26 protein-coding genes and 1 riboswitch are annotated in these 26615 nt (G+C 38.9%); all 26 genes read left to right on the top strand.

From position 1 onward, the window contains the following. Positions 1-7 precede the first annotated feature (7 nt). A complete protein-coding gene (locus IGI87_RS07480) occupies positions 8-1036 on the top strand; it encodes an ABC transporter substrate-binding protein (RefSeq protein ID WP_438736566.1) in 1029 nt (342 codons plus the stop codon). Further along, a complete protein-coding gene (locus IGI87_RS07475) occupies positions 1029-2036 on the top strand; it encodes a FecCD family ABC transporter permease (protein ID WP_438736565.1) in 1008 nt (335 codons plus the stop codon). The genes IGI87_RS07480 and IGI87_RS07475 overlap by 8 nt, the downstream gene beginning before the upstream one ends. Beyond that, entirely contained in the window at positions 2033-2800 is a 768-nt protein-coding gene (locus tag IGI87_RS07470) for an ABC transporter ATP-binding protein (protein ID WP_113794075.1), read from the top strand. Before IGI87_RS07475 ends, IGI87_RS07470 begins: the two co-directional genes overlap by 4 nt. 142 nt (positions 2801-2942) lie before the next feature. Next, entirely contained in the window at positions 2943-3386 is a 444-nt protein-coding gene (locus IGI87_RS07465; RefSeq protein WP_010707557.1) for a EutP/PduV family microcompartment system protein, read from the top strand. Continuing rightward, complete coding sequence (locus IGI87_RS07460; protein ID WP_104854865.1) at positions 3383-3964, top strand: cob(I)yrinic acid a,c-diamide adenosyltransferase; 582 nt, start codon at positions 3383-3385, stop codon at positions 3962-3964. The genes IGI87_RS07465 and IGI87_RS07460 overlap by 4 nt, the downstream gene beginning before the upstream one ends. Before the next feature lie 44 nt (positions 3965-4008). Next, positions 4009-4158, top strand: a riboswitch (adenosylcobalamin (AdoCbl) riboswitch). Positions 4159-4450: 292 nt separating this feature from the next. Then, positions 4451-5581: a 1-propanol dehydrogenase PduQ gene (locus tag IGI87_RS07455; RefSeq protein ID WP_438736564.1), complete on the top strand. Its 1131-nt coding sequence runs from the start codon at positions 4451-4453 to the stop codon at positions 5579-5581. 159 nt (positions 5582-5740) lie between these two features. Continuing rightward, entirely contained in the window at positions 5741-6088 is a 348-nt protein-coding gene (gene eutS / locus IGI87_RS07450) for an ethanolamine utilization microcompartment protein EutS (RefSeq protein ID WP_002345864.1), read from the top strand. A 27-nt stretch (positions 6089-6115) separates the two neighbouring features. Next, positions 6116-6688: an ANTAR domain-containing response regulator gene (locus IGI87_RS07445; protein WP_002384488.1), complete on the top strand. Its 573-nt coding sequence runs from the start codon at positions 6116-6118 to the stop codon at positions 6686-6688. Further along, positions 6689-8122, top strand: a complete 1434-nt coding sequence (locus tag IGI87_RS07440) for a sensor histidine kinase (RefSeq protein ID WP_113794069.1) — start codon at positions 6689-6691, stop codon at positions 8120-8122. Positions 8123-8188: 66 nt separating this feature from the next. Beyond that, positions 8189-9637 (top strand): ethanolamine ammonia-lyase reactivating factor EutA, encoded by a 1449-nt coding sequence (eutA, locus tag IGI87_RS07435; protein WP_438736563.1) that lies wholly within the window; start codon positions 8189-8191, stop codon positions 9635-9637. A gap of 17 nt (positions 9638-9654) precedes the next feature. Further along, complete coding sequence (locus IGI87_RS07430; RefSeq protein WP_002357506.1) at positions 9655-11019, top strand: ethanolamine ammonia-lyase subunit EutB; 1365 nt, start codon at positions 9655-9657, stop codon at positions 11017-11019. Between the two features lie 17 nt (positions 11020-11036). Further along, complete coding sequence (eutC, locus tag IGI87_RS07425; protein WP_438736562.1) at positions 11037-11948, top strand: ethanolamine ammonia-lyase subunit EutC; 912 nt, start codon at positions 11037-11039, stop codon at positions 11946-11948. Between the two features lie 13 nt (positions 11949-11961). After that, a complete protein-coding gene (gene eutL / locus IGI87_RS07420; RefSeq protein ID WP_002357509.1) occupies positions 11962-12615 on the top strand; it encodes an ethanolamine utilization microcompartment protein EutL in 654 nt (217 codons plus the stop codon). A gap of 13 nt (positions 12616-12628) precedes the next feature. Then, positions 12629-13147 carry a BMC domain-containing protein gene (locus IGI87_RS07415; RefSeq protein ID WP_002357510.1) on the top strand — a complete coding sequence of 173 codons (519 nt, stop codon included), beginning with the start codon at positions 12629-12631 and terminating at the stop codon, positions 13145-13147. Continuing rightward, entirely contained in the window at positions 13138-14616 is a 1479-nt protein-coding gene (locus tag IGI87_RS07410; protein WP_002357511.1) for an acetaldehyde dehydrogenase (acetylating), read from the top strand. Before IGI87_RS07415 ends, IGI87_RS07410 begins: the two co-directional genes overlap by 10 nt. A gap of 123 nt (positions 14617-14739) precedes the next feature. Continuing rightward, positions 14740-15030 (top strand): BMC domain-containing protein, encoded by a 291-nt coding sequence (locus IGI87_RS07405; protein WP_002357513.1) that lies wholly within the window; start codon positions 14740-14742, stop codon positions 15028-15030. A gap of 67 nt (positions 15031-15097) precedes the next feature. Beyond that, positions 15098-15661 carry a hypothetical protein gene (locus IGI87_RS07400; RefSeq protein WP_002363983.1) on the top strand — a complete coding sequence of 188 codons (564 nt, stop codon included), beginning with the start codon at positions 15098-15100 and terminating at the stop codon, positions 15659-15661. A gap of 3 nt (positions 15662-15664) precedes the next feature. Further along, positions 15665-16300 (top strand): ethanolamine utilization phosphate acetyltransferase EutD, encoded by a 636-nt coding sequence (gene eutD / locus IGI87_RS07395; protein WP_002357516.1) that lies wholly within the window; start codon positions 15665-15667, stop codon positions 16298-16300. A 14-nt stretch (positions 16301-16314) separates the two neighbouring features. Further along, complete coding sequence (locus tag IGI87_RS07390; protein ID WP_438736561.1) at positions 16315-16914, top strand: TIGR02536 family ethanolamine utilization protein; 600 nt, start codon at positions 16315-16317, stop codon at positions 16912-16914. Positions 16915-16926: 12 nt separating this feature from the next. Next, positions 16927-17190, top strand: a complete 264-nt coding sequence (locus tag IGI87_RS07385) for a EutN/CcmL family microcompartment protein (RefSeq protein ID WP_002389016.1) — start codon at positions 16927-16929, stop codon at positions 17188-17190. A gap of 12 nt (positions 17191-17202) precedes the next feature. Further along, positions 17203-18303, top strand: coding sequence for an ethanolamine utilization protein EutH (gene eutH / locus IGI87_RS07380; protein WP_438736560.1), 1101 nt, complete (start codon positions 17203-17205; stop codon positions 18301-18303). Between the two features lie 12 nt (positions 18304-18315). Next, positions 18316-18759 (top strand): ethanolamine utilization protein EutQ, encoded by a 444-nt coding sequence (locus IGI87_RS07375; protein ID WP_280210512.1) that lies wholly within the window; start codon positions 18316-18318, stop codon positions 18757-18759. An 87-nt stretch (positions 18760-18846) separates the two neighbouring features. Beyond that, positions 18847-19275 (top strand): CoA-binding protein, encoded by a 429-nt coding sequence (locus IGI87_RS07370; RefSeq protein ID WP_104854859.1) that lies wholly within the window; start codon positions 18847-18849, stop codon positions 19273-19275. A 204-nt stretch (positions 19276-19479) separates the two neighbouring features. Continuing rightward, the gene (gene parE / locus IGI87_RS07365) at positions 19480-21537 is read left to right on the top strand and encodes a DNA topoisomerase IV subunit B (protein ID WP_113794059.1); all 2058 of its coding nucleotides are present in this window, start codon (positions 19480-19482) and stop codon (positions 21535-21537) included. Positions 21538-21549: 12 nt separating this feature from the next. Further along, entirely contained in the window at positions 21550-24012 is a 2463-nt protein-coding gene (gene parC / locus IGI87_RS07360; protein WP_002357527.1) for a DNA topoisomerase IV subunit A, read from the top strand. 289 nt (positions 24013-24301) lie between these two features. Further along, a complete protein-coding gene (gene pflB, locus IGI87_RS07355; protein ID WP_002357529.1) occupies positions 24302-26548 on the top strand; it encodes a formate C-acetyltransferase in 2247 nt (748 codons plus the stop codon). Positions 26549-26615: the final 67 nt, after the last annotated feature.

Below are 26615 nucleotides of genomic sequence, written 5' to 3'. Positions count from 1 at the left end.
TTTGACGTTGAGACAAAGGAGGTTCATTTCAGAAAATTTTCCCCAAAATAAAATAGACGAATGCGAGGATGAAAAAATGAAAAAATTTACTTTAACAATGATGACTTTAGGTTTAGTAGCGACACTTGGCTTAGCAGGGTGTGGCAAACAGGAAAAGAAAGCAACTGCCTCTTCTGAAAAAACAGAAGTAACGTTACCAACCAAAGACCGTAGCGGTAAAGAAATTACTTTACCTAAAGAAGCAAACAAAATTATTTCCCTAGTGCCATCAACAACAGAAGTGATTGAAGACTTAGGTAAAACCGACCAATTAATCGCAGTTGATACTCAAAGTAGCACAATGATGACTGATTTAAAAAAATTACCACAAATGGATATGATGGCTGTCGATGCCGAAAAATTGATTGCCTTGAAACCACAAATTGTTTATGTGAATGACATCAATTTAGCTAGCTCAGAAAGTGTTTGGAAACAAGTGGAAGATGCTGGAATTACAGTCGTTAATATCCCCACTAGTACAAGCATCAAAGCAATCAAAGAAGACGTCCAATTCATCGCGGATAGCTTATCTGAACATGAAAAAGGACAAAAGTTAATCAAAACAATGGATCAAGAAATCGACGAAGTAACCAAAATTGGTAAAACCATAAAAAAACCAAAAACTGTTTTGTTTGAAGTGGCTGCCTTACCAGACATTTATAGTTTTGGTAATGGGACATTTTTAAATGAAATGATTGAAACAATTGGGGCAAAAAATGTTTTGGCAAATGAAAAAGGCTGGTTACCAGTGACAGAAGAAGCGGCCATTGCTGCAAAACCAGAAGTCATTTTAACCAATGTTAACTATATGAAAGATCCCGCCAAAGAAATTTTAGCTCGTAAAAACTGGGAAAACGTTCCTGCAGTTCAAAACAAAGAAGTTTTCGAAATTGACAACATGTCTAGCTCTTTACCAAATAACCACATTACCAAAGCATTAAAACAAATGGCAAAAGCTGTTTATCCAGAGGAATATAAGGATTTAAAAGATGAGTAAAAAAACGTGTCTCATACTGATGCTTTTGATCAGTATGAGCATGCTCTTTTTGGGTATTAAAATTGGAAGTGTTCAGATTTCGTTAACGGATTTGCTTCAAATTTTAGTGAAAAAGACGGTTTCAGAAGATGGCATTTTAGAAGGAATCATCTGGAATGTTCGGTTACCGCGTGTCGTGATGGCCTATCTCGTTGGCGCAGGCTTAGCAGTAAGTGGCACGGTGATGCAATCACTCTTAGGTAACCCTTTAGCTTCTTCGTATACTTTGGGCGTATCAGCAGGAGCATCCTTAGGCGCTGCGTTAATCATGGTAACCGGTGTAACTGCTTCGATCTTAGGTGCGTTTTTATTACCTTTAACTGGTTTTATCTTTGGCTTAGCAACGGTCTTTTTAGTTTTGTTATTTACGCAAACAATAGATAGTCAAATGTCCAATCAAACAGTTGTTTTAGTGGGGATGATTATGACCTTGTTTGTCGGTGCTATTTTGACGTTGATTACAGCACTTTTCCAAGATTATTTGAAACAATTAGTCTTTTGGCAAATGGGTAGTTTTTCTGGCAGTAATTGGCAAAAAATTGCGATTTATTGTCCAATCTTGCTTATCAGCAGTCTGTTTCTTTGGTTTGATGCCAGCGCATTGGATGTTCTTGGCTTAGGAGAAGAACATGCAATGTTAGCGGGAGTAGAAGTCAAAACAGCAAAACTACGCATTATTCTTTTGGCTAGTTTACTAGCAGGAAGTGCGGTTTCATTTGTCGGTGTGATTGGTTTTGTTGATTTAATAGCGCCACATATTATCCGTCGCTATTTAGGGGCGACTCATCGCTGGCTGATTCCCGGTTCGGCAATCTTAGGTGGGACCATCATGGTAATAGGGGACACAATTGCTCGCACGATTTTATCACCAAGAGAAATTCCCATCGGGGCAGTAACAGCCTTGATTGGAGCACCGTTCTTCTTGTATATTTACTTTAAAAAAAGGAGCGTTGCAGTATGATTGAATTAAAAAAAACAGCTGTAACACTCCAACAAAGCCCCATTTTAAAAGATATCTCCCTCTGTTTTCCGACAGGTAGTAAAACTTGTATTTTAGGGCCAAATGGTTGCGGCAAAACGACACTTTTAAAAACGATTGCCGGACTTATCCCTTATAGTGGTTCTGTTTTAATTGATGGTCAAGAAGTTCATGGACAAAAGCGGAAAGAATTGGCAACGAAAGTAGCAATGATGAGTCAATTCACGACAGTTGCTTTTGATTATACGGTCTACGAAACAGTTTTGATGGGGGCGTATCGACAGCAAGCACAACGTTTTTTACCTATTGTTTCTAAACAAGAAAAAGAACAAGTCCTTTATTATTTAGAACGCACGGGTTTATTGCCTTTAAAAGATAAAGTTGTCAATCAGCTTTCCGGAGGACAACAACAACGAGTATTTTTGGCTAAATTATTTGTACAAGATCCAGAAATTATTTTATTGGATGAACCCAATAATCATCTGGATATTCGGTATCAACAAGAATTGATTCAGCAGTTAAATGAGTGGAGTGCGCAAGAAGGCAAAACGCTAATCGGTGTGTTTCATGATATCCGTTTAGCTTTAACGCTCAGTGAAAAAACTGTGTTTATGAAGCAAGGGAAAGTGGCTGCGCAAGGTGATTTCCAAACGTTGGCTTCAAAAGAATTTCTACAAACGATTTTTGAAACAGATATTGTTTCCTATTTTCAGAAACAACATAGAGTTTGGGAAACTATTCAATAACTTTGACAAGTTTTTTGGAAACAGGTAAGATAAAGGTAAAGAAGCGGAAACACAATGGCGTGTTTTAACAAATCGGCAAAGGAGCCCCAAGACTAAGTACGTAATGGTACTTGCTTTGGGCTCCTTTTTTATGGAGGTAGCGATGAAACGGATCATTTTAATGGGAGCAATCGGTTGTGGCAAAACCACGTTATGTCAAGCTCTGCAAGGCAAAGAATTAATTTATGATAAAACACAGGCGGTGGAATTTCATGCAGAAATGATTGATACACCAGGCGAGTTTATTTTGCATCGACAATATTATAATGCGTTAAACGTGACAGCGGCAGAAGCAGATGTGATCGGTTTGGTTCAAAGTGCTGTGGAAACACAACAAGTTTTTTCACCAGGATTTGGTAGTATTTTCCCGAAAGAAATCATTGGTATTTTAACCAAGATTGATTTAGCACAAGATTCTCAGCAGTTAGAGATTGTTCGGCAACAATTAAAAAGTGCGGGTGCAACAAGAATTTTTGAAATTTCTTCTGTTGAAAAAATTGGCTTGCAAGAATTAGTAGATTATTTAGAGGAGGATGAAGCAGAATGAAAATTTATACAAAAACTGGCGATAAGGGAATGACGAAATTAGTCGGCAGCTCAACCGTCGCTAAGGATTCTGATCGAGTGGAAAGTTATGGAACGATTGATGAATTGAATTCTTGGGTCGGCTACATTATCAGCCAACTTCCACAAGAAAATCAAGAAATTAAAGAAGAACTAGAAGCTTTACAACATTTACTTTTTGATGCAGGAACAGATTTGTCAACACCGATTGAAGCACAACGACCATTTAAATTACAAAAGGAAAGTGTCCATTGGTTGGAGCAACGGATTGATGTGTACACCGCACAATCACCAGATATTGATCGTTTTATTTTACCTGGCGGAACCCCAGCAGCCAGTATGGTTCATGTGGCTCGGACGATTGCACGGCGCGCAGAACGCATCATTGTTCGTTTAAATTGGACAGCTAAAATTAACGAAGAGGTATTAATTTTTACCAATCGTTTATCAGATTATTTTTATGCGTTGGCTCGCTATTTAAATGTTCAAGCACAACGACCTGATGTTTTTTATGAACGAAGCGAAAAGGTTTTCCATAAAATTAAAGAAGATGGATTGTAAACAGTTGCTTTTCTAAAAAACTTATGGTAAATTTCAGATAGATTAAACGAATATTTTATGAAAAATATGAATGGAAGCCAGTGAGAATCTGGCACGGTCCCGCCACTGTGAAGAAGCAAGGTTGCTTTTAAGTCAGGTCTTTTCATTTTTTCATTATTGGGCATGCTGTTTCGAGGCAAAACAGGATGTTTCTTAACAACGCTTGTGTTGAAAATCCAGCCCAAGATATTTGTATTAATCCAATTAATGGCACGAGGAAGTGCTTTCGGGAATTTTGGGCTGGTCTTTCAATGTTGAAGGAGATTTCAGGTACAATGACGTACTGCTATATTCCCTTTTTTTATTGACAATTAATTAAAGGCGTTGTACTCTATGGATAAGGTTTCGTGTACAATGGCGTATACATAAGGAAGCAAAGACGCTTCAGACAGATGATTTTTCGTTTGTTTGAAGTGTCTTTTTGTATTTTATTAAGGAGGAATTGAGATGAAAACAATTCATTTCCCTACCGAACTATGGGTAGGAGAAGGCGCATTAGCCAATTTGGAAACACTTCATGATAGACGTGTTTTCATTGTCACAGATCCATTCATGGTTGACTCTGGATTTGTGAATGAAGTGACAAAGCATTTAACAAAAAGTGAATGGCAAATTTTTAGTGACATCATCCCCGATCCACCAATTGATAAGATTGCTGCGGGAATTAAGCAGTTAGCGACATTTCAAGGAGATACGATATTAGCTTTAGGTGGGGGATCCGCTATTGATGCGGCCAAAGCAATGAAATTTTTTGGCAAACGTACTTTGCAAACTCAGATTGCTGAGTTTATTGCGGTTCCTACAACTAGTAAGACTGGTTCAGAAGTTACGAATTTTTCAGTGATTACGGTTGCTGAAACTGGCACCAAAATCCCGCTTGTAACGGATGAAATTCAACCAGAAATTGCGATTTTAGATACAAATTTAGTGATGAGTGTGCCACCAAAAATCACAGCGGATACAGGAATGGACGTCTTAACGCATGTTATTGAAGCGTATGTTTCAACAGAAGCAAATCCGATTTCAGATGCGTTGTGCGAAAAAGTCGTTCGCTTAGTATTCGACAATTTAGAAATAGCCTTTAATGAGGGTAGCAACCAACAAGCCCGTGAAAATATGCATTTAGCTTCATGTATGGCAGGGATGGCGTTTAATGTTACTTCGTTAGGCTTGAATCACGGTATTGCTCATGCGGCCGGTGCGCGTTTACATGTGCCACATGGACGAATGAATGCGATGCTTTTGCCGGAAGTCATTGCATATAACAGTGGCTTAGCGAATGGTAAAGTCACCAACGAACTAACAGCCAAACGTTATGCGCAGTTAGCAAATTGTCTGAATGATACACAGACAACCAATGCACGGATTGGTGTTCAACAATTTATTCGACAAATCAAGCAACTCCGTCAAAAATTAAACATGCCTGCCACTTTTAGTGACTATGGTTTACCAAAAGAAGAAGTCCAAGCTGCGATCCAAAAAATAGCTGAAGGCGCATTGATGGATGGCTGCACCAAAACAAATCCTGTCCAACCAACAGCAGAAGAAGTGACAAAAATTTTAAATTCTATCTTATAAGCGATTGACAGGATGAAATCGATAACATATAATGTGGGTAGCACAACGGCGTGCTTCAAAATTTAAGAGCAAAGAAGCTCCTTAGTAGAAAGCGAAAGTGGAACCTTTACGTTTTTTATTGAGGATTTTTTATTTGCTAAATTAAAGGAGCGAGTCTGGTTGGAAGAAAAACAACGAATGATTCAAGAATATGTTCCTGGGAAACAAGTAACGTTAGCGCACATCATTGCTAGTCCTAATAAAGAAATTTATACAAAATTAGGGTTGCCAGAAGGCACCAGCAATGCACTAGGTATTTTGACAATCACTCCGAGCGAAGCGGCAATTATCGCTGTTGATATTGCGACTAAAAGCGGAGATATCCAAATCGGTTTTATTGATCGTTTTTCTGGATCGGTGGTCATTTCTGGTGACGTAAGCTCAGTGGAAGCAGCCTTACAAGCGGTGATTGAAGGTTTACAACAGATTTTAAACTTTTCTGTAACTTGTAAAATTACCAGAACATAGCGTTGAAAGGACAAGGGCGTGAAGAGAATGGATGGACGAATTGTAATAGTCGATGATGAACCTATTACGAGACTCGATATTCGTGATATTGTGATAGAAGCAGGGTACGAAGTAGTCGGTGAAGCGGCCGATGGTTTTGAAGCAATTGAAGTATGTAAAAAAACACAACCTGACCTAGTATTAATGGACATTCAAATGCCGATTTTAGATGGGCTAAAAGCAGGTAAAAAAATTGTTCAAGACCAACTAGCCAGTAGTATTGTCTTTTTATCCGCATATAGTGACGTACAAAATACGGACAAAGCAAAAAAATTAGGCGCACTGGGTTATTTAGTTAAACCTCTAGACGAAAAATCATTAATACCTACAATTGAAATGAGCATTGAACGAGGCAAACAAACGCAGCTGTTACTAAGTCAAATCGATAAATTAAGTTTAAAATTAGAAGAACGTAAAATTATCGAAAAAGCCAAAGGTATTCTTGTAAAAGAAAATCATATATCGGAAGAAGAAGCCTACCAAATGTTGCGTACGTTAAGTATGAACAAACGCGCACGTATGAGTGAAATTGCAGAATTGATTGTAATGGATGATGAATAAATGAAACGATTAGAGCAATTATGTCACCAATATACCAATCTTTCAGACTCAGACATTAAAGAATTACAACGTACAGCACGCTATCTTTCTTCGACGACACTCTATCAAAGTGCAGATGTTTTTATTGATGTGTATAAGGAAATTTCACAGCAAGCGCTAGTCGTTTATCATAAGCCGCCTGCGAAGACAGCTTCGTTATATAGCGGAGATGTCGTTGGGATGGAAGCTTTATTAAAAAATGAGCCTGGTGTCCTACGTACCATGCAGACTAGCTTAAATAGCATTGGCTTGCTAGCAGTGACTCAGGAAAATCGTTTGATCAAGCAAAATATCTATCCCATTCGCAATGAACATCGAACGATTGGTGTCATTATCGTCGAGATTGCGGCAGATGAAGAGATTCAAGCGGACTTACAAAAAGAGGAGCTAAATAACTGCCAATTAGCAAAAGTAGCGAAATCAACTAGTCAAGTCGATGCGTTATTTATTGATCAATTGGCAGAAGCAGTTTTGATTTTTGATGCGGCGGGTCACTTATTAATTACCAATCACAATGCACAAGAGCTTTATCGCAAACTTGGTTATCGGGACAATATTATTGGCATGAGTTATGACAATTTGTCCATTGATTATACAACTTTTGAATATGTGTTGTATCAAATGAAATATAAAATGAGTAATCAACCAATTGAAAGTAAAACGACCTACCTTAATTATTATTTTAAGGTTCGGAAAGTGTGGTTGGCATCAGAAGAACAATTGATTATGATTATTCAAGACAATACAGAATTTAAAGAAAAAGAAGCGGAAATTATTTCCAAATCTGTTGCGATTCGTGAAATTCATCATCGTGTTAAAAATAACTTGCAATCGGTGGTTTCCTTATTGCGTATTCAAGAACGGCGAACGCAAAGCCCCGAAGCAAAAAAAGTCCTTCATGAAAGTGTCAATCGAATTATGGCGATTGCAGCCACCCATGAATTGCTGTCAAAACAAGTCAAAGATGACGTTGCTTTACGGCAAACATTGGAAGCAGTGATGTATAATTTTAGACATCTTTTTCAAGGCGCACAACCCATTGAGATGATGATGGATGTTGATCCAGCCATTATGGTTTCTAGCGAACAAATGGTCACCATTTCCCTTGTTGTCAACGAACTATTACAAAACATTTTTGATCATGCATTTGAGCCACAAACTAGTGGCGTTGTTAAACTTAGTGGAACATTAGATAATAAAATGATTACCATTACTGTTACAGATAATGGTAAAGGTTATGACGTTCATCAAAGTAACGAGACCAGTTTAGGTTTGATGATTGTCAAAAGCTACGTAAAAGATAAATTAAAAGGAAAAATTACAATTGAATCCAATAAACAGGGAACTAAAACCTGTTTCTATTTCGAACAGAACACCAGTGATGTTGTTCATTGATTAAGCAAAGGCGCTTAAAGAAAAGTAGAAAGAAATTTTCTAACGAATCTTTAAGTGCCTTTTTGTATGCAAAAGGAGGCGAGTCAGGCGATGTCGAAGGAAACACTTTTAACCGTAGGGATTGATTTAGGGACGTCTACAACCCAATTAGTCTTGTCAGAATTAACTGTTGAAAATTTTGCCTCTGCGTTTACAGTACCACGGATCAGCATTTCTGATAAAAAAGTCATTTATCGAAGTGACATTATCTTTACACCCTTACTTAACCAATCGGAAATTGATGCTGAACCTATCAAAGCGTTTGTAGCGGAGCAATATCGCCAAGCAGGCATTCAGAAACAAGATATTCAAATGGGTGCGGTAATTATCACAGGTGAAACTGCTCGAAAAAGCAATGCCAACAATGTACTACGAGCACTTAGTGGCTATGCAGGTGATTTTGTCGTTGCTACCGCTGGTCCCGATTTAGAAAGTATCATTGCCGGAAAAGGCGCTGGCGCTCAAACCTATTCTGAGACGAAACGCAAACCAGTGGTTAATTTAGACATTGGTGGTGGAACGACAAATTTAGCTGTCTTTAAAGATGGTGAAGTGATTGATACGGCTTGTTTCGACATTGGCGGACGCTTAATTAAATTAGATCAACAACAAAAAATCACCTATATAGCTCCGAAGATTCAAGAAATTATAAATAAAAAAGGGCTAACCTTGCACCTTGGTGACCAAGCCACCGAACAAAACTTACTGCCAATTATTTCGGAATTAGTTGCCGTGTTAGAAAATAGCATTGGCTTGGGAACACAAAGCCCGTTCTACCAGTTATTAGTAACCAATCATCCACTACGAAAAGGTGGGGAATTACCAATTGTAACATTTTCTGGTGGTGTGGCTGATTGCTTAAATACGACAAGTACGAATCTCTTTAAATATGGGGACATCGGCTTGCTTTTAGGAAAATATCTGAGAAAGTCACTGATTTTTTCGGTAAAAGAAGTCTTAGAAAGCGCAGAAACAATCCGAGCGACGGTCGTCGGAGCAGGTTCACATACTGCTGAAATTAGCGGAAGCACGATCGCTTACCGTGAGCAAATTTTGCCGGTAAAAAACATCCCAATTCTAAAATTAGCGCAAGAGGATGAAACCCTTACTGTGACAGAATTAGGCCAGCGAATCCAAGAAAAACTCAATTGGCATCGTATTGAAGAGACACCTCAGATTGCCTTAGCAATTAGAGGCATGAGTAATCCAACATTTGCTGATATTCAGCGCTATGGTCAAGGGATTGTGGAAGGATTAGCTAGTTTAATTGCTGAACAAATGCCCATTATTGTTATGGTGGATGAAGACATGGCAAAAGCTTTAGGGCATGCCTTAAGTGCCCATCTGCCAAAAGACTATCCGTTTATCTGTCTTGATTCGGTCAAAGTAGAAAACGGTGATTATGTAGATATCGGTTTACCAGTGGCAGAAGGAGCCGTCCTTCCAGTCATTGTTAAGACCTTAGTATTTAATTAAAAAGGAGCGACACAAAGATGATTTTAAAAACCAAACTATTTGGCAAAGTCTATCAATTTACATCCGTTAAAGAAGTCTTAGCCAAAGCCAATGAAGAAAAGTCTGGCGACAAGTTAGCTGGCGTAGCTGCTAATTCAGCCGAAGAACGCGTGGCAGCGAAAGTCGTTTTATCGGAATTGTCCTTAAATGACTTGTTTAACAATCCCGTTGTTGATTATGACGAAGACGAAGTGACACGCATTATTATTGACCAAGTCAATATGCGAATTTTTGAAAGTATTAAACATTGGACAGTCGCAGAATTACGCGAATTTATCTTATCTTCGGAAACAACCGATTTTGATATCAAACGAATTTCCCGTGGACTCACTTCTGAAATGATTGCTGCTGTCTGTAAATTAATGTCCAACATGGATCTAATTGTTGGCGCAAAAAAAATCAATATTGAAAAAACCGCCAACACAACAATTGGCCGTCCCGGAACTTTTTCAAATCGTTTACAGCCGAACCATCCAACCGATAATGTCGATGGCATTATGGCATCAGTTATGGAAGGTCTTTCTTATGGCGCCGGTGACGCGTTAATTGGTTTGAATCCTGTTGATGATTCTACAGAAAGTGTTAAACGGATCTTAAACAAATTTGAAGAGTTCCGCAGCGAATGGGAAATTCCAACACAAACTTGCGTGCTTGCTCACGTAACGACACAAATGGAAGCCATGCGTCAAGGCGCGCCAACTGGCTTAGTCTTTCAATCCATCGCTGGTTCAGAAAAAGGGAACACAGCATTTGGTTTAAATGCAGAAATTTTAGCTGAAGCACAAGATTTAGCGCTTCACAGTGGTCAAGCAGCTGGTCCTAATGTGATGTATTTTGAAACAGGTCAAGGCTCAGAACTTTCTTCTGAAGCGAACTTTGGCGCAGACCAAGTCACAATGGAAGCGCGTTGTTATGGCTTAGCCAAAAAATTTGATCCGTATATTGTAAATACCGTTGTCGGCTTTATTGGACCAGAATATCTTTACGATTCAAAACAAGTCATCCGCGCTGGTTTAGAAGATCATTTCATGGGCAAATTAACTGGAATTTCAATGGGCTGTGATGTCTGCTACACCAACCATATGAAAGCTGATCAAAATGATATGGAAAACTTAGCAATGTTATTAGCAACAGCTGGTTGTACGTATATCATGGGGATTCCTCATGGCGATGATGTCATGTTAAATTATCAAACAACTGGGTTCCATGAAACTGCGACGATTCGTGAAACATTAGGCTTACGTCCAATTAAAGAATTTGAAGAATGGATGGAAAAAATGGGCTTAATGGAAAACGGAAAATTAACAAGTCGCGCTGGCGATGCATCTGTATTTATTAAATAAACGAGGTGAGAATACAAATGAACGAAAAAGAATTAAAAGAAATGATTGCCGGAATTTTAACAGAAATGGTCGCTGACAACCAAGCGGTTTCGACTGCCACTGTGACTGCTGAAGAAAAACTAGTCACAACACACGTCACTGAAACGACAGAAATTGAAGAAGGCCTAATTCCTGACATTACTGAAGTAGATTTACGTAAACAATTACTATTGAAAAATGCCGTAAATCCTGAAGCACTATTAAAAATGAAAGCTTTCTCGCCAGCTCGTTTAGGCGTTGGTCGTGCAGGGACGCGTTATATGACTAGTTCAACATTACGTTTCCGAGCGGACCATGCGGCAGCACAAGATGCGGTCTTTTCAGACGTAAGCGAAGACTTGATAAAAGAAATGAATTTTATTTCTACAAAAACAATCTGTAATAGTAAAGATGAATATTTAACACGTCCAGATTATGGTCGTCAATTTGATGAAGAAAATAGTGAAATCATTCGGAAAAATACGACACCAAAAGCCAAAATCCAAATGGTCGTAGGGGATGGCCTTAGTTCAGCTGCTATCGAAGCGAATATTAAAGAAGTCCTACCAGCAATTAAACAAGGATTAAACATGTACAACTTAGATTTCGACAATGTTGTTTTTGTTAAATATTGTCGCGTGCCAGCAATGGATAAAATTGGTGAAATCACTGACGCTGATGTTGTTTGCTTGCTAGTTGGCGAACGTCCTGGTTTAGTAACAGCTGAATCTATGAGTGCCTACATTGCTTACAAACCAACTGTCGGTATGCCAGAAGCACGGCGGACAGTTATTTCAAATATTCACAAAGGTGGGACACCGGCTGTTGAAGCAGGGGCCTACATTGCCGAAATTATCAAAAAAATGTTAGACAAGAAAAAATCTGGTATTGATTTAAAAGAAGCTGAATAAAGGAGGATTTCTCATGAAAAATGATCGTCTAGGTGCAAATGTCCTAAGTATGAAAGTCATTCCCAATGTCGATCCGGCATTAGCAAAAGAATTATCATTGAAACCAGAACATCGCTCATTAGGAATTGTTACTTCCGATTGTGATGATGTCACTTACGTTGCATTAGATGAAGCAACCAAAGCCGCCGATGTTACTGTAGTTTACGGTAAAAGTATGTATGCCGGCGCAGCAAATGCTTCAACCAAATTAGCCGGTGAAGTGATTGGCATTATTGCTGGTCCGAGTCCTGCCGAAGTCAATAGTGGCTTGAGTGTCATTACGCAAGTCATTGAAGAAGAAGCCAGCTTCTATAGTGCTAACGAAGATGACAGTATTGTTTATTTTGCACATGTAGTGTCAAGAACGGGTAGCTTTTTGTCTGAACAAGCGAATATTCCTGAAGGTGAAGCGATTGCTTATCTGATTGCTCCACCGCTAGAAGCGATGGTTGGCTTAGATGCAGCAATGAAAGCTGCCGATGTTCAAATGGGTGTCTTTTATGGCCCGCCTTCTGAAACGAACTTTGGCGGCGCCTTATTGACAGGTAGTCAATCTGCATGTAAAGCTGCTTGCAGTGCGTTTGAACAAGTCATTCAAAATATCGCTGACAATCCGTTGAGTTATTAAGGATGTGACCTGAATGAAAGCATTAGGAATGGTCGAAGTCAAAGGGTTTTTAGGTGCCATTAGTGTGGCCGATGCGGCATTGAAAGCCGCCGACGTTACTTTGTTAAAAGCTGAAATTATTAATGGCGGTTTAACAACTGTGGAACTGATTGGTGACGTTGCCGCGGTCCAAGCTGCCGTTGAAGTAGGCACGGAAGTAGCTAAAGAATTAAATTGTTTAATTGCTCATCATGTGATTTCACGGGTTGATGCTCAAACGGAAGTGATTTTATCAGATCCAGAACCCAAGTCAGCACCTGAACCGATGGAACAAGTAGAAGTAATTGAAGAAGAGATTGAAACGCCAGATTTGGAAGAACACACGGGCACACGCCAAAAATTAGAAACACAACGCGTGGTTGATTTACGCAAACAAGCCTACAAAATGAACCTAAGTAGTTTAAAGAAAAGTGAGATTAAATTTGCCAATAAAGAAGCTTTAATTCAAGCAATCATGGCTGAAATAGAAAGAAGTGAAGACGAGTGGAATTAGTAGATAAAGACTTACGTTCCATCCAAGAAACAAGAAATTTAATCAGAAAAGCCAAAGAGGCACAGCAAGTATTAGCAACATTTTCGCAAAAACAAATCGATGCGATTGTCCAAGCAGTTTCAGAGGCTACGTTTAACCAACGAGAAAAGTTAGCGAAAATGGCCAATGAAGAAACAGGATTTGGTATCTATGAAGATAAAATCATCAAAAATGCTTTCGCTTCAAAAGTAGTATATGACGAAATGAAGGACAAAGCTACAGTTGGTGTGATCCATGATGATGCTGCCAAAAAAGTCACTGAAATTGCTGTCCCAGTTGGTGTGATTGCAGGATTAATTCCTTCTACCAACCCGACATCAACAGTCATTTACAAAGCATTAATTTCATTAAAAGCTGCCAACAGCATTGTTTTTTCACCACATCCCAATGCGTTGAAATCGATTATTGAAACAGTGGAAATTATCCAAAAAGCGGCTATTGCTGCAGGGGCACCAGAAGGTTGTGTCTCGGTCATCAAAACGCCAACTATGCAAGCGACCAGCGAATTAATGAAAAATAAAGAAACAAATTTAATTTTAGCTACTGGTGGAAACGCAATGGTTAAAGCCGCGTACTCTTCTGGGACACCAGCAATCGGTGTTGGGCCTGGTAATGGACCAGCCTACATCGAACGAAGCGCAAATGTTCCTCATGCAGTGAAACAAATAATGGATTCAAAAACTTTCGATAACGGTACAATTTGTGCATCGGAACAATCAATTATTGTTGAAACTGTCAACCGTGAAGCGGTCAAAGAAGAGTTAATTAAGCAGGGAGCGTATTTCTTAAGTCCAGCCGAAGCCGACAAATTAGCTAAATTTATTTTACGACCAAACGGTACAATGAACCCGCAAATCGTGGGTCGTTCCGTTCAACATATTGCTTCATTAGTTGGTTTATCTATTCCAAAAGATCGCCGCTTAATTGTTGCCGAGGAAACACATGTAGGCTTGAAATATCCATTTTCAAGAGAAAAATTGGCACCGATTATTGCTTTCTATACAGTTGAAAACTGGGAAGCAGCTTGCGCGTTATCAATTGAAATCTTGAAAGGTGAAGGTGCGGGTCATACGATGGGTATTCACACAGAAAACAAAGAAGTCATTCGTGAATTTGGCTTAAGAAAACCCGTCTCTCGTTTGCTTGTTAACACCTCTGGTACACTTGGCGGCATTGGTGCTTCAACTAACTTAGTGCCAGCATTAACACTTGGCTGTGGTGCAGTTGGTGGCAGCTCAACTTCTGATAATATTGGGGTTGAAAATCTGTTCAATTTACGTCGTGTTGCTTATGGCGTGCGTGATTTAGAAGAGATTCGTCAAGAATTTGGTCAAACATCAACCACATCTGTGGCTACTTCTTGCGAAACAACCAATCAAGAAGAACTAGTAAATGCCGTGGTGGCTCAAGTTTTAGCTCGCTTAAACTAACAAGAAACTAGCGAGCAAGAGTGCAACAAATGAATTATTGGATTTAGGGTTTGGGACCTAAGTCAAATTGATAATTGTCCCAAATTTTTAAAAATAAAACATACATCTTAGGAGGAAATTATAATGTCAAGTACAAATGCTTTAGGAATGATCGAAACTCGTGGTTTAGTAGGTGCTGTCGAAGCAGCCGATGCAATGGTGAAAGCGGCAAACGTTACTTTAATTGGAAAAGAACAAGTCGGTGGCGGTTTAGTTACAGTAATGGTTCGCGGTGACGTTGGTGCCGTGAAAGCAGCAACAGATGCTGGTGCTGCTGCAGCAGAACGTGTTGGTGAATTATTATCTGTCCATGTAATTCCACGTCCACATACAGAAGTAGACGCTATTTTACCACACGCAACAACTGAATTATAATTTTGATTTTTTGGGGCAGAGGTAGGTTCATTACTTCTGTCCTAAACTTTCATTGAGGAGGGGTGTTATGACAGTTATTACAGAAGATATGCTTCGCATCAAAAGGCTAAAAAAAGAACTAGAAGATGGCACGGATTTTGTGTTTCCTGTAGGCAGTTTTCTGACGCCAGCCGCCAAAAGCTATCTACGCGAGCATCGGATTAATAGCAGCTTCTCTTCAACAAACCCATTGCTTTCTGAGGTTCATTCAGTGAAGGCCTCCTCACAAAAACAAGAACATTTATCGAAAGAAACAATTTATGAGATTCGGCACTTAAGCCATCTATTGTATTTGCCTTTCTTAACGAATGAAGCGTTATCAACAGAAGGTTGGTTATATTTCGAACAACAACAACAGTGGTTAGAGAAATTTATTTTAGAACAGTCGCTTGTAATGGAACCAGTCATTTTGGAATCAAAGGTAACTATTCTAACTAACCAACAGAGACAATGGCGCTATTCCTCAAAAGAAATTCAATTACAACTAGATAAAATTATTCTCCAGTTAAAAGGAGAATCACAACTGTTCGGCCTTTTTCAATCTTGGGCTACAGAATTAATTAGCACCATGGCTGAAATATCACGAAACTAGGAGATGAACAAATTGGATTCAATGAATGAAATTGTTGAAGAAGTTGTTAAACGAATTCAGCAACAACAACAAAATACTTTTGAAGTTGAAGCTTCTGGCCGACATGTTCATTTGTCTCGTCAAGAGATTGATGCATTATTTGGACCAGGATATCAACTAACAAAAGTGAAAGATTTATCACAACCTGGACAGTTCGTTTGTAAAGAACGAATTACGGTTGCTGGACCTAAAGGACTTTTTCAAAATGTGGTTATTTTAGGCCCTGAACGTAGCGAATCACAAGTTGAAGTTTCTATGACGGATACACGTATTTTAGGAATTAACGCCCCAGTTAGAGAGAGTGGCAAGACAGAAGGGACACCAGGTGTCACGCTGATGAACGGATCAGCAGTTGTGACATTAAGTCACGGCTTAATTGTTGCCAAACGTCATATTCACATGACACCCGAAGACGCCTTGAAAAATAAAGTAAGCAATAGCCAAATTGTGCAAGTCAAAGTGGAAGGCACACGTCCGTTAATCTTTGATGATGTAGTTGTGCGAATCAGTCCGCGATTTGCAACGTACATGCACATTGACTATGATGAAGCCAACGCTTGCGGCTTAACCAAAGGAGCTCGTGGCTATATTCTTAAGTAAAAGGAGGAAGGACAATGAACGTTTCTGAAATGGAAAATTTGATTCAACAGATTACTGATCGAATTTGCCAACAATTGCTGTCGTCGTCTTATTCAGTGGCTTTAGCAGAAGCAAAAGAAGCATTTCCTGAAGAAATGTTTGTTCGTTTTCCTGATGTAAATTGGGTAACCAAGGAGCAGAAGCTAGCACGAGGTTTGGTTGTAAAGAGGCTAACGCTTTCCCAAGTAAATGCGATTGCGCATTTACAGGAAACGGATGAATTAGTCAAAAACATCTTAGCATTCTTATTTGAAGGTAAGCCGGTATTGGTTTTAACCCCAATACCTTCAGTGACTAAAAATTCACGATTGAAATATCGTTTGAAACAAACGATTCAGGAAAACGTGGACATGTGCCAACAGTTTGGGCTGATTTTTTATCATGATTCAGAAAATTACGCTGTGTTTCAGGCGGCCTGTCAAAAACAACTTCGTTCTTTGGCTGAGACCAAACGAACCTACATTACTGAAAAACAATTGATAAGAATGACAGAATCAGGTGTTTCTTTAAGTAAAAACGCCTATTTAACCCCGTTAGCGAAAGATTATGCTAGGAAACATCAATTGCTGACGTAAGGAGGAAAAACGATGCTTTTAGGAAAAGTGACTGGTAGCCTTTGGTCAACAAGAAAAGATGAAAAATTAAATGGCTGGAAATTTATGATGGTTGATATTTTGAATCAAGAGGACGAAAAGCAAGGATTTTTAATTGCTGCTGACAACGCTGGAGCTGGTGTCGGGGACAAAGTGTTAATTAGTCAAGGCAATGCTGCCCGTATTTCGGCAGAAGATCCGAATGTCCCAATTGATGCAATGATTGTTGGTGTCATTGATTCTACAGAGGACGAATAGGGAGGACGAGACATGAGCATTAATGAAATTATTATGTATATTATGGTTCTTTTCATGATTATTGGAGGAATCGATAAATGTATTGGCAACAAACTAGGTTTAGGGGAGCAATTTGAGAAAGGGATTATGGCTATGGGTTCTCTAGCGCTTTCTATGGTAGGGATTATCACTTTAGCGCCTGTCTTAGCCAATCTTTTAAGTCCGATTGTCGTTCCTGTCTATGAATTACTAGGGGCTGATCCAGCAATGTTTGCCACAACCTTATTGGCTAATGATATGGGGGGCTTTGCGTTAGCGCAACAATTAGCCAATGATCCACAAGCTGGTTTATTTGCGGGGGCAATCTTAGGTGCAATGATGGGGCCAACGTTAGTCTTTACAATTCCAGTAGCGCTGGGCATTATCCAAAAAGATGACCAACAATTCTTAGCAACAGGTGTTTTGAGCGGGATTATTACAATTCCTTTTGGTTTATTAGCAGGCGGTTTAACAGCTGGCATGCCATTGTCATTGATTATTCCTAACTTAATTCCAATTATTATTGTTGCCGCTTTAATTATTTTAGGTTTATGGTTAGCGCCAAAAGGCATGATTAAAGGCTTCCAAATTTTTGGTCAAGGCGTAGTGATTGTCGCTATCTTTGGTTTAGTTGTGGGGGCGATTCAACTATTATTAGGAATTACAGTGATTCCTGGTATTGCACCAGTTACTGAAGGTATTGAAGTCGTTGGCGGGATTGCTTTAACTTTAGCTGGCGCTTTCTGTTTAGTAGCAGTGATTACGAAAGTCTTTAATAAACCATTGATGAAACTAGGCAAAGTTTTAGGAATGAATGAAGTAGCGGCTGCCGGAATGGTTGCTACATTAGCTAACAATATTCCCATGTTCCAAATGTTAAAAGACATGGATAATCGAGGAAAAATTATTAATATCGCTTTTGCTGTTTCGGCTTCTTTCGTTTTAGGTGACCACCTTGGTTTTACTGCAGGCGTAGCAAAAGAAATGATTTTTCCAATGATTGTTGGAAAATTAGTCGGAGGGATTACTGCAATTTTTGTGGCTATCTTTATGGCCAATCGAATGCTAGGGAAACCCGAAACAGAAGTGAAATAATGAGGTGTAAATATGAAAGAATTAAATCGTGAAATGATCGAAACGCTTGTTCGACAAATTGTCACAGAAAAATTAATGCCGACTAAACAAGTGGATCCGAGTGGAATTATGTCCATCAAATTGCCCGAAATTGACGTAACAGAAGATGATCGCTTAGATACAGGCAACCCAGCGGACATTGTTTACACAAAAGATCTTTTTTCTTTAGAAGAAAGCCCACGCCTTGGTTGCGGTTTAATGGTGATGAAAGATACCACCTTCGATTGGACACTAGAATACGATGAAATTGATTATATTATTTCAGGACAACTGGATATACTGATTGACGGGCGTAAAATTTCTGCAACAGCCGGCGAAATTATTTTAATCCCAAAAAGTAGCAAAATTCAATTTTCAGTGACGGGTGATGCACGCTTTGTCTACGTGACCTATCCAGCAGATTGGCAAAGCCAATAATTATTTTACTGGCAGTCAGAGAATAATTTTGCCAAAACCCTTTACTCAGCGTTATAATAAACGAGAACGAAAAAAGGGGTTGAGTGAATGACATTTGAGAATCCAAGTCAAAATCAAATTTTTGATATTCTAAAACAAGCAAAAAATATTGCGGTAGTTGGTTTGAGTAACAAGCCCGACCGCACGAGTTACAAAATTGCGGAAATTTTACAGCAACATGGCTATCGTGTATTGCCAGTCAATCCAGTTTTAAAAGGTGAAACGGTGCTTGGCGAAACGGTTTATGGGGCATTAACAGAGATCCCTGAAAAGATTGATATTGTTGACGTCTTTCGGCGGAGTGAATTTTTGCCAGAAGTGGCCGCAGAAACATTGAAAACAGAAGCGCCTGTCTTTTGGGCCCAACTAGGTTTGGAAAATGAAGACGCAGCGAACTTGTTATTAAATGAAGGTCGTCAAGTTATTATGGACCGTTGTATTAAAATTGAATTGGCAAAAATGGCAGATGCTGAGTAAACACGTGTAATTTTATAAAGAAAGAGCGTCCTGAACGGAAAGCTCTTTTTTTTTTGACCCAGATAGAGTATTATTGTAATGATGGTTTTAGAAGGAGCGAACGGTAAACGCAAGAAACCCGCTCACTCTTCTTCTAATTCTTTAAGAAATAGTTAATGTACGATTATTAACTAAACGAGAATCTAAGTATAAGGAGTTTTTTCTTTGGCTAAAAAAATTAACAATGAGTACAATGATGCCTCTATCCAAGTCCTAGAAGGATTGGAAGCAGTGAGGAAAAGACCTGGTATGTATATCGGTTCAACCGATAGCCGTGGACTCCATCACTTAGTCTATGAAATAGTCGATAACGCAGTCGATGAAGCGTTATCTGGCTACGGGAATGAAATCAACGTGACTATCCAAAAAGATAATAGTATTTGTGTTGCAGACTCTGGCCGCGGAATGCCAACAGGGATGCATGCTTCTGGTATCCCAACAGTAGAAGTCATTTTTACTGTCTTACATGCGGGTGGTAAGTTTGGCCAAGGTGGCTATAAAACTTCAGGCGGACTCCATGGGGTGGGTGCCAGTGTTGTTAATGCCTTATCTAAGTGGTTAGAAGTTCATATTGTTCGTGATGGCGTAGAATACATGGAACGATTTGAGGACGGCGGTAAACCAGTTGGTACCTTAAAAAAAATCGGCAAAACAAAAAAACGCAACGGCACCTCCGTTACTTTTTTACCTGACGATCGTATTTTTTCAACAACGAATTTTTCTTACGAAATCTTAGCTGAACGTTTACGAGAATCGGCCTTTCTGTTAAAAGGGGTCAAAATCACGTTACGCGATGAACGCGGCGAAGAACCAAAAGAAGAAATTTTCCATTATGAAGAAGGAATTAAAGAATTTGTTGCCTATCTAAATGAAGAAAAAGATACCTTAACACCCGTTGTTTATTTTTCAGGAGCCAAAGAAGGTATTGAAGTTGAATTAGCCTACCAATACAACGATGGCTATTCTGAAAATGTTTTATCGTTCGTGAACAATGTCCGCACAAAAGATGGCGGTACCCACGAAGTCGGTATGAAAACGTCAATGACAAAGGCGTACAATGAATATGCACGTAAAGTGGGACTATTAAAAGAAAAAGATAAAAATTTAGAAGGTAGCGACTTCCGTGAAGGCTTAGCAGCCGTCCTTTCTATTCGAGTACCAGAAAACTTACTACAGTTTGAGGGCCAAACCAAAGGGAAATTAGGTACGCCTTTAGCAAGAACCGTTGTCGACAACGTCGTAGGCGAACAAATGGGCTTCTATTTACAAGAAAACAGTGAAATGAGTCAGTCATTAATTCGGAAAGCGATTAAAGCCCGTGAAGCCCGTGAAGCAGCTCGTAAAGCCCGTGAAGAAAGCCGTAACGGTAAAAAACGGAAAAAAGGTGAATCATTACTTTCTGGAAAATTAACACCGGCTCAATCCAGAAATCCTAAGAAAAATGAATTATATCTTGTCGAAGGAGACTCGGCTGGAGGCTCAGCAAAACAAGGACGCGACCGGAAGTTCCAAGCCATTTTACCGCTACGAGGAAAAGTCATTAATACGGAAAAAGCGAAAATGCAAGACATCTTGAAAAATGAAGAAATAAATACTATGATCTATACGATCGGCGCAGGCGTTGGTCCTGAATTTTCAATTGAAGATTGTAATTATGATAAAATCATCATCATGACCGATGCGGATACCGATGGTGCCCATATTCAAGTGTTGCTATTAACGTTCTTTTATCGTTATATGAAACCATTAATCGAAGCCGGCAAAGTCTACATTGCCTTACCACCTCTTTATAAAGTCTCTAAAGGAACTGGGAAAAAATCAGTCATTGAGTATGCTTGGACCGATGGTGAATTGGCAGAAGTGATTGATAAAGTTGGTAAAGGCTATATGCTCCAACGCTATAAAGGTCTGGGTGAAATGAATGCAGAACAACTTTGGGAAACAACGATGGATCCTGAGACCAGAACGTTAATTCGTGTTCGGATTGATGATGCAGCGCAAGCAGAACGCCGTGTGACCACACTAATGGGCGACAAAGTCGAACCTCGTCGAAAATGGATTGAGCAACATGTTCAATTTACGTTGGAAGAAGATGGCAGTATTTTAGATCGTTCAGAAGAAGACAATTCTGCACCAACAGGAGAAAGTCTTTTAGATGCGGAAAAAACAAAAGAAGCAGAACAAACCGATGACACTGAAATCAGTTTGTTTGACATAGAGTAGGGAGTGACAATTTTGGAAAAACGCCAAGAAGTTCAAGAATTAACCCTTGAAGAAGTAATGGGCGATCGTTTTGGAAGATATTCCAAATACATCATTCAAGAACGGGCCCTACCAGATATTCGAGATGGGCTAAAACCAGTACAACGCCGCATTCTCTTTTCAATGAATAAAGACGGCAACACCTTTGATAAAGGCTTTCGTAAATCAGCAAAATCTGTCGGAAACATTATGGGGAATTATCATCCCCATGGTGACAGTAGTATTTATGAAGCGATGGTCCGTCTAAGTCAAGACTGGAAATTACGGGAAGTACTAATTGAAATGCACGGAAACAACGGAAGTATGGATGGCGACCCACCAGCGGCGATGCGTTATACCGAAGCTCGTTTATCACAGTTAAGTGGTGAGTTGTTAAAAGATATCGACAAAAACACCGTCGATTTCGTCTGGAACTTTGACGATACAGAAAAAGAACCCACTGTTTTACCAGCCAAATATCCTAATTTATTGGTAAACGGCTCAACGGGGATTTCAGCGGGCTATGCAACAGAAATTCCTACGCATAATTTAGCGGAAATTATTGATGGGACCGTGTATTTAATTGATCATCCTAATGCAAGTTTAGAGAAATTAATGGAATACATTCCAGGACCAGATTTTCCAACAGGTGGGATTCTACAAGGAAAAGCAGAAATTAAAAAAGCTTACGAAACCGGCCGTGGTAAAGTAATTTTACGTGCGAAGACAAAGATTGAGCCCTTAAAAGGCGGCAAACAACAAATTGTCATTTCTGAAATTCCTTATGAAGTCAATAAAGCAACGCTAGTGAAAAAGATGGATGAAATCCGTTTAAATAAAAAAGTCGACGGCATTGCTGAAGTTCGTGACGAAAGTGACAGAACTGGCTTGCAAATTGTTGTTGAACTAAAAAAAGATGTCAATGCAGAAGGTATTTTAAATTATCTATTTAAAAATACTGAGTTACAGATTAACTATAATTTTAATATGGTTGCGATTGACAACATGACCCCGCAACAAGTAGGCTTAAAACGGATTTTAGAAAGTTACATTACGCACCGTAAATCAGTTATCATTAATCGTTGTCAATTTGAGCTGGATAAAGCTCGCAAACGTGAGCACATTGTTGCCGGTTTAATTAAAGCACTGTCTATCTTAGATAAAGTGATTGCAACAATTCGTGGCAGTAAAGATAAAAAAGATGCGAAGAAGAACTTGGTATCCGACTACGCGTTTACTGAAGAACAAGCTGAAGCAATCGTTACTTTACAGCTATACCGTTTAACCAATACGGATATTACTGATTTACAAGAAGAAGCGAAAACCTTAGAGCAACAAATTGCTGAGTTATTGAACATTTTAAACAATGAAAAAGAACTATTCTCAGTCATGAAAAAAGAACTTCGCGAAGTTAAAAAGCAATATGGCAATCCTCGCTTAACTCAAATTGAAGAGGAAATCCAAGAAATCAAGATTGAAACAGCCGTGTTAGTTGCACAGGAAGACGTGGTCGTAACCGTAACGCACGAAGGCTATATCAAGCGGAGTAGTATTCGTTCTTATACAGCATCAAAACCAGAAGAAATCGGCATGAAAGAAGGCGACTTTTTACTATATGCTGGCGAAGTCAATACATTAGATCATCTTTTACTAGTAACAAATAAAGGGAATATGATCTATCGCCCCGTCCATGAGTTGCCAGATTTACGCTGGAAAGAAATTGGCGAACATATTTCTCAAACCATTTTAAATCTTGCTATCGATGAATCGATTATTGCTGTATATCCTTATAAAGAGTTAAGTCCGACAAAAACCTTTGTTTTCATTACAAAAGCTGGCATGATTAAACAAACCAAAATGGCTGATTTTGAACCTTGGCGTACTTATAAGAGCCGCCCGACATCTTGTATGAAATTAAAATCAGACCAAGATGAAATTACCAATGTTTATTTAACAAATGATCAAGACTTATTGGATGTTTTCCTCGTTAGCAATCGCGGTTTTGGCTTACGTTATCCATTATATGAAGTACCAGTCGTGGGTAGTAAAGCGGCTGGAGTTAAATCAATGAACCTCAAAGAAGACGATTATGTCGTTAATGGTTTACTGGTTCATTCTGAAGGGGATACACCGATTGTCATCGTTACCCAACGTGGCGGTGTTAAACGTATGTTAGCCCAAGAATTAACACAATTAGGACGAGCAAAACGTGGATTAATGGTCTTACGGGAATTGAAGAAAAATCCACATCGTGTTGTCTTTATGTCTGAAAGTACCGATTTAGATTTATTAGTTACTACACAAAAAGGTACACAAGAAGTTATTCAGTCGAAAAACTATCCAATCAGTGAACGAACATCCAACGGTTCCTTTGTCATTGATGAACAAAAAGATGGCCAAGTAATGGAAGTCCACGAGATGCATTCTGCAGTGATTGAAGAAGAACAAACAAACTAAACTGTGTTATAAATATCTCCACAGCAGCCATCTGTATTAATACAGATGGCTGCTATTTTTAATACAGAAGTACATTTTTCACAAGTGATAACGACTATAAATCGTTCTTATTTTCACAAGTATAAATGTTTATATATCAGCCTTTATAATCTTTTCTCCCCGTTTATTTATTAAGAAAGTGCAATAAATAATAAAAAAACGCTTGCATCTAAAAGGTTATGTGTTATACTAATCACATAAAGCTGTTACATACAATCAAGTAGCAGTTAACTAAGGAGGCAAACACTTCATGAAACAATGGGAAGGCTTTAAAGGCGACAAATGGAGAACAAGCGTTGACACTCGTGATTTTATTCAAAACAACTACACAGAGTACAAAGGCGACGACAGTTTCTTAGAACCAATCGCTCCGAGCACTGACAAATTATGGACAAAACTACAAGAATTATTTGAAATCCAACATGAAAAAAATGGCGTTTATGACATGGATAGCGATATCCCAGCAACTATTACGTCACATGAACCTGGTTACTTAATCAAAGAAGAAGAAAAAATTGTCGGTTTACAAACAGATGTACCATTAAAACAAGCATTTATGCCATTTGGTGGTATTAAAATGGCGAACAATGCCTTAGTTTCAAATGGTTATGAAACTGACGAAGAAATGACAAAAATCTTCACAGAATACAGAAAAACACATAACCAAGGTGTTTTTGATGCCTACACAGCTGAAATGCGTTTAGCACGTAAAAACAAAATCATTACTGGTCTTCCAGATGCTTATGGCCGTGGCCGTATTATCGGTGACTATCGTCGTATCGCATTATACGGTATCGACTACTTAATGGAACAAAAGAAAAAAGATCATGATAACACTGGTAACAAAGAAATGACAGACGATGTTATTCGCTTACGTGAAGAAATTTCTGAACAATACCGTGCGTTAAATGACTTAAAACAAATGGCTGCTTCTTATGGTTTCGATATTTCTCGTCCTGCTGCAAATGCGCAAGAAGCAATCCAATGGTTATACTTTGGTTACCTAGGTGCCATTAAATCTCAAAATGGTGCGGCAATGTCAATTGGTCGTATCTCAGCATTCTTAGATATCTATATCCAACGTGACTTAGAAGCTGGTTTAATCACTGAATTTGAAGCACAAGAAATGATTGACCATTTAATCATGAAATTACGTATGGTTAAATTTGCACGGACACCAGAATACAACCAATTATTCTCTGGTTATCCAATTTGGGCAACATTATCTATTGCTGGAATGGGTATTGACGGTCGTTCATTAGTTACCAAAAATGACTTCCGTATCTTACACACCTTAACAAACATGGGACCATCTCCAGAACCGAACTTAACTGTATTGTATTCTTCTCACTTACCAGAAGGCTTCAGAACATATGCAGCTAAAATTGCGAAAGAAAGCTCATCTATCCAATTTGAAAACGATGACTTATTACGTGAAAACTGGGGCTCTGACGACTGTGCAATCGCATGTTGTGTTTCTGCAACAGTTATGGGTAAAGATATGCAATTCTTCGGCGCTCGTGCGAATTTAGCGAAAGCTGTTCTTTATGCAATTAACGGCGGGGTCGACGAAAAAACTAAAATGCAAGTAGCACCAAAATATCGTCCAATGACTGGTGACAAATTAGATTACCACGAATTCATGGAACGCTATAAAGACATCTTAGACTGGTTAGCTGAATTGTATGTTAACACATTAAACATTATTCATTACATGCATGATAAATATGCCTATGAAGCACCACAATTAGCATTAATGGATACTGACTTACAACGGACATTCGCAACTGGTATTGCCGGAATCTCTCATGCGACTGATAGTATCATGGCAATTAAACACGGTGAAGTAGAAGTAATCCGTGACGAAGATGGGATGGCCATTGATTATGTACCAACAAAAGAATTCCCAACATACGGAAACGATAACGAAGAAGCTGATGCAATGGCTAACTGGATTTTAGATTACTTTATGACACAAATTAAACGTCAACACACATACCGTAACTCTAAACCAACGACTTCATTATTAACAATCACTTCAAACGTTGTTTATGGTAAAGCAACAGGGAATACACCTGACGGACGTCGTGCCGGCAAACCTCTTGCACCAGGTGCGAACCCAAGTTATCAAGACGGTAAATTCTTAGGTGAGAAAAATGGCTTGTTAGCTTCATTAAACTCAACGGCTCGTTTAGAATATACAATCGCTTTAGATGGTATTTCTAATACACAAACCATCAACCCTAATGGTTTAGGTAAAGACGACGACACAAGAATTAACAACTTACGTAACGTATTAGATGGCTACTTTGATAAAGGTGGTTACCACTTAAACGTAAACGTATTTACAAACGAATTATTATTAGATGCACAAGCACATCCAGAAAAATATCCAAACTTAACTATCCGTGTATCTGGATATGCCGTGAAATTCCGTGACTTAACTCCTGAACAACAAGCAGACGTTATTTCAAGAACTTCACACGACAGACTATAAAAAACATTTACATTATTTAACTGAAAGGGTGACATTTAACGTGTCATCCTTTTCGTTTGAAAGAAGA

This window comes from Enterococcus sp. DIV1444a (genome assembly GCF_051712125.1).
GTDB lineage: Bacteria > Bacillota > Bacilli > Lactobacillales > Enterococcaceae > Enterococcus > Enterococcus faecalis.
This window is presented reverse-complemented; position numbering and strand designations above follow the sequence as displayed.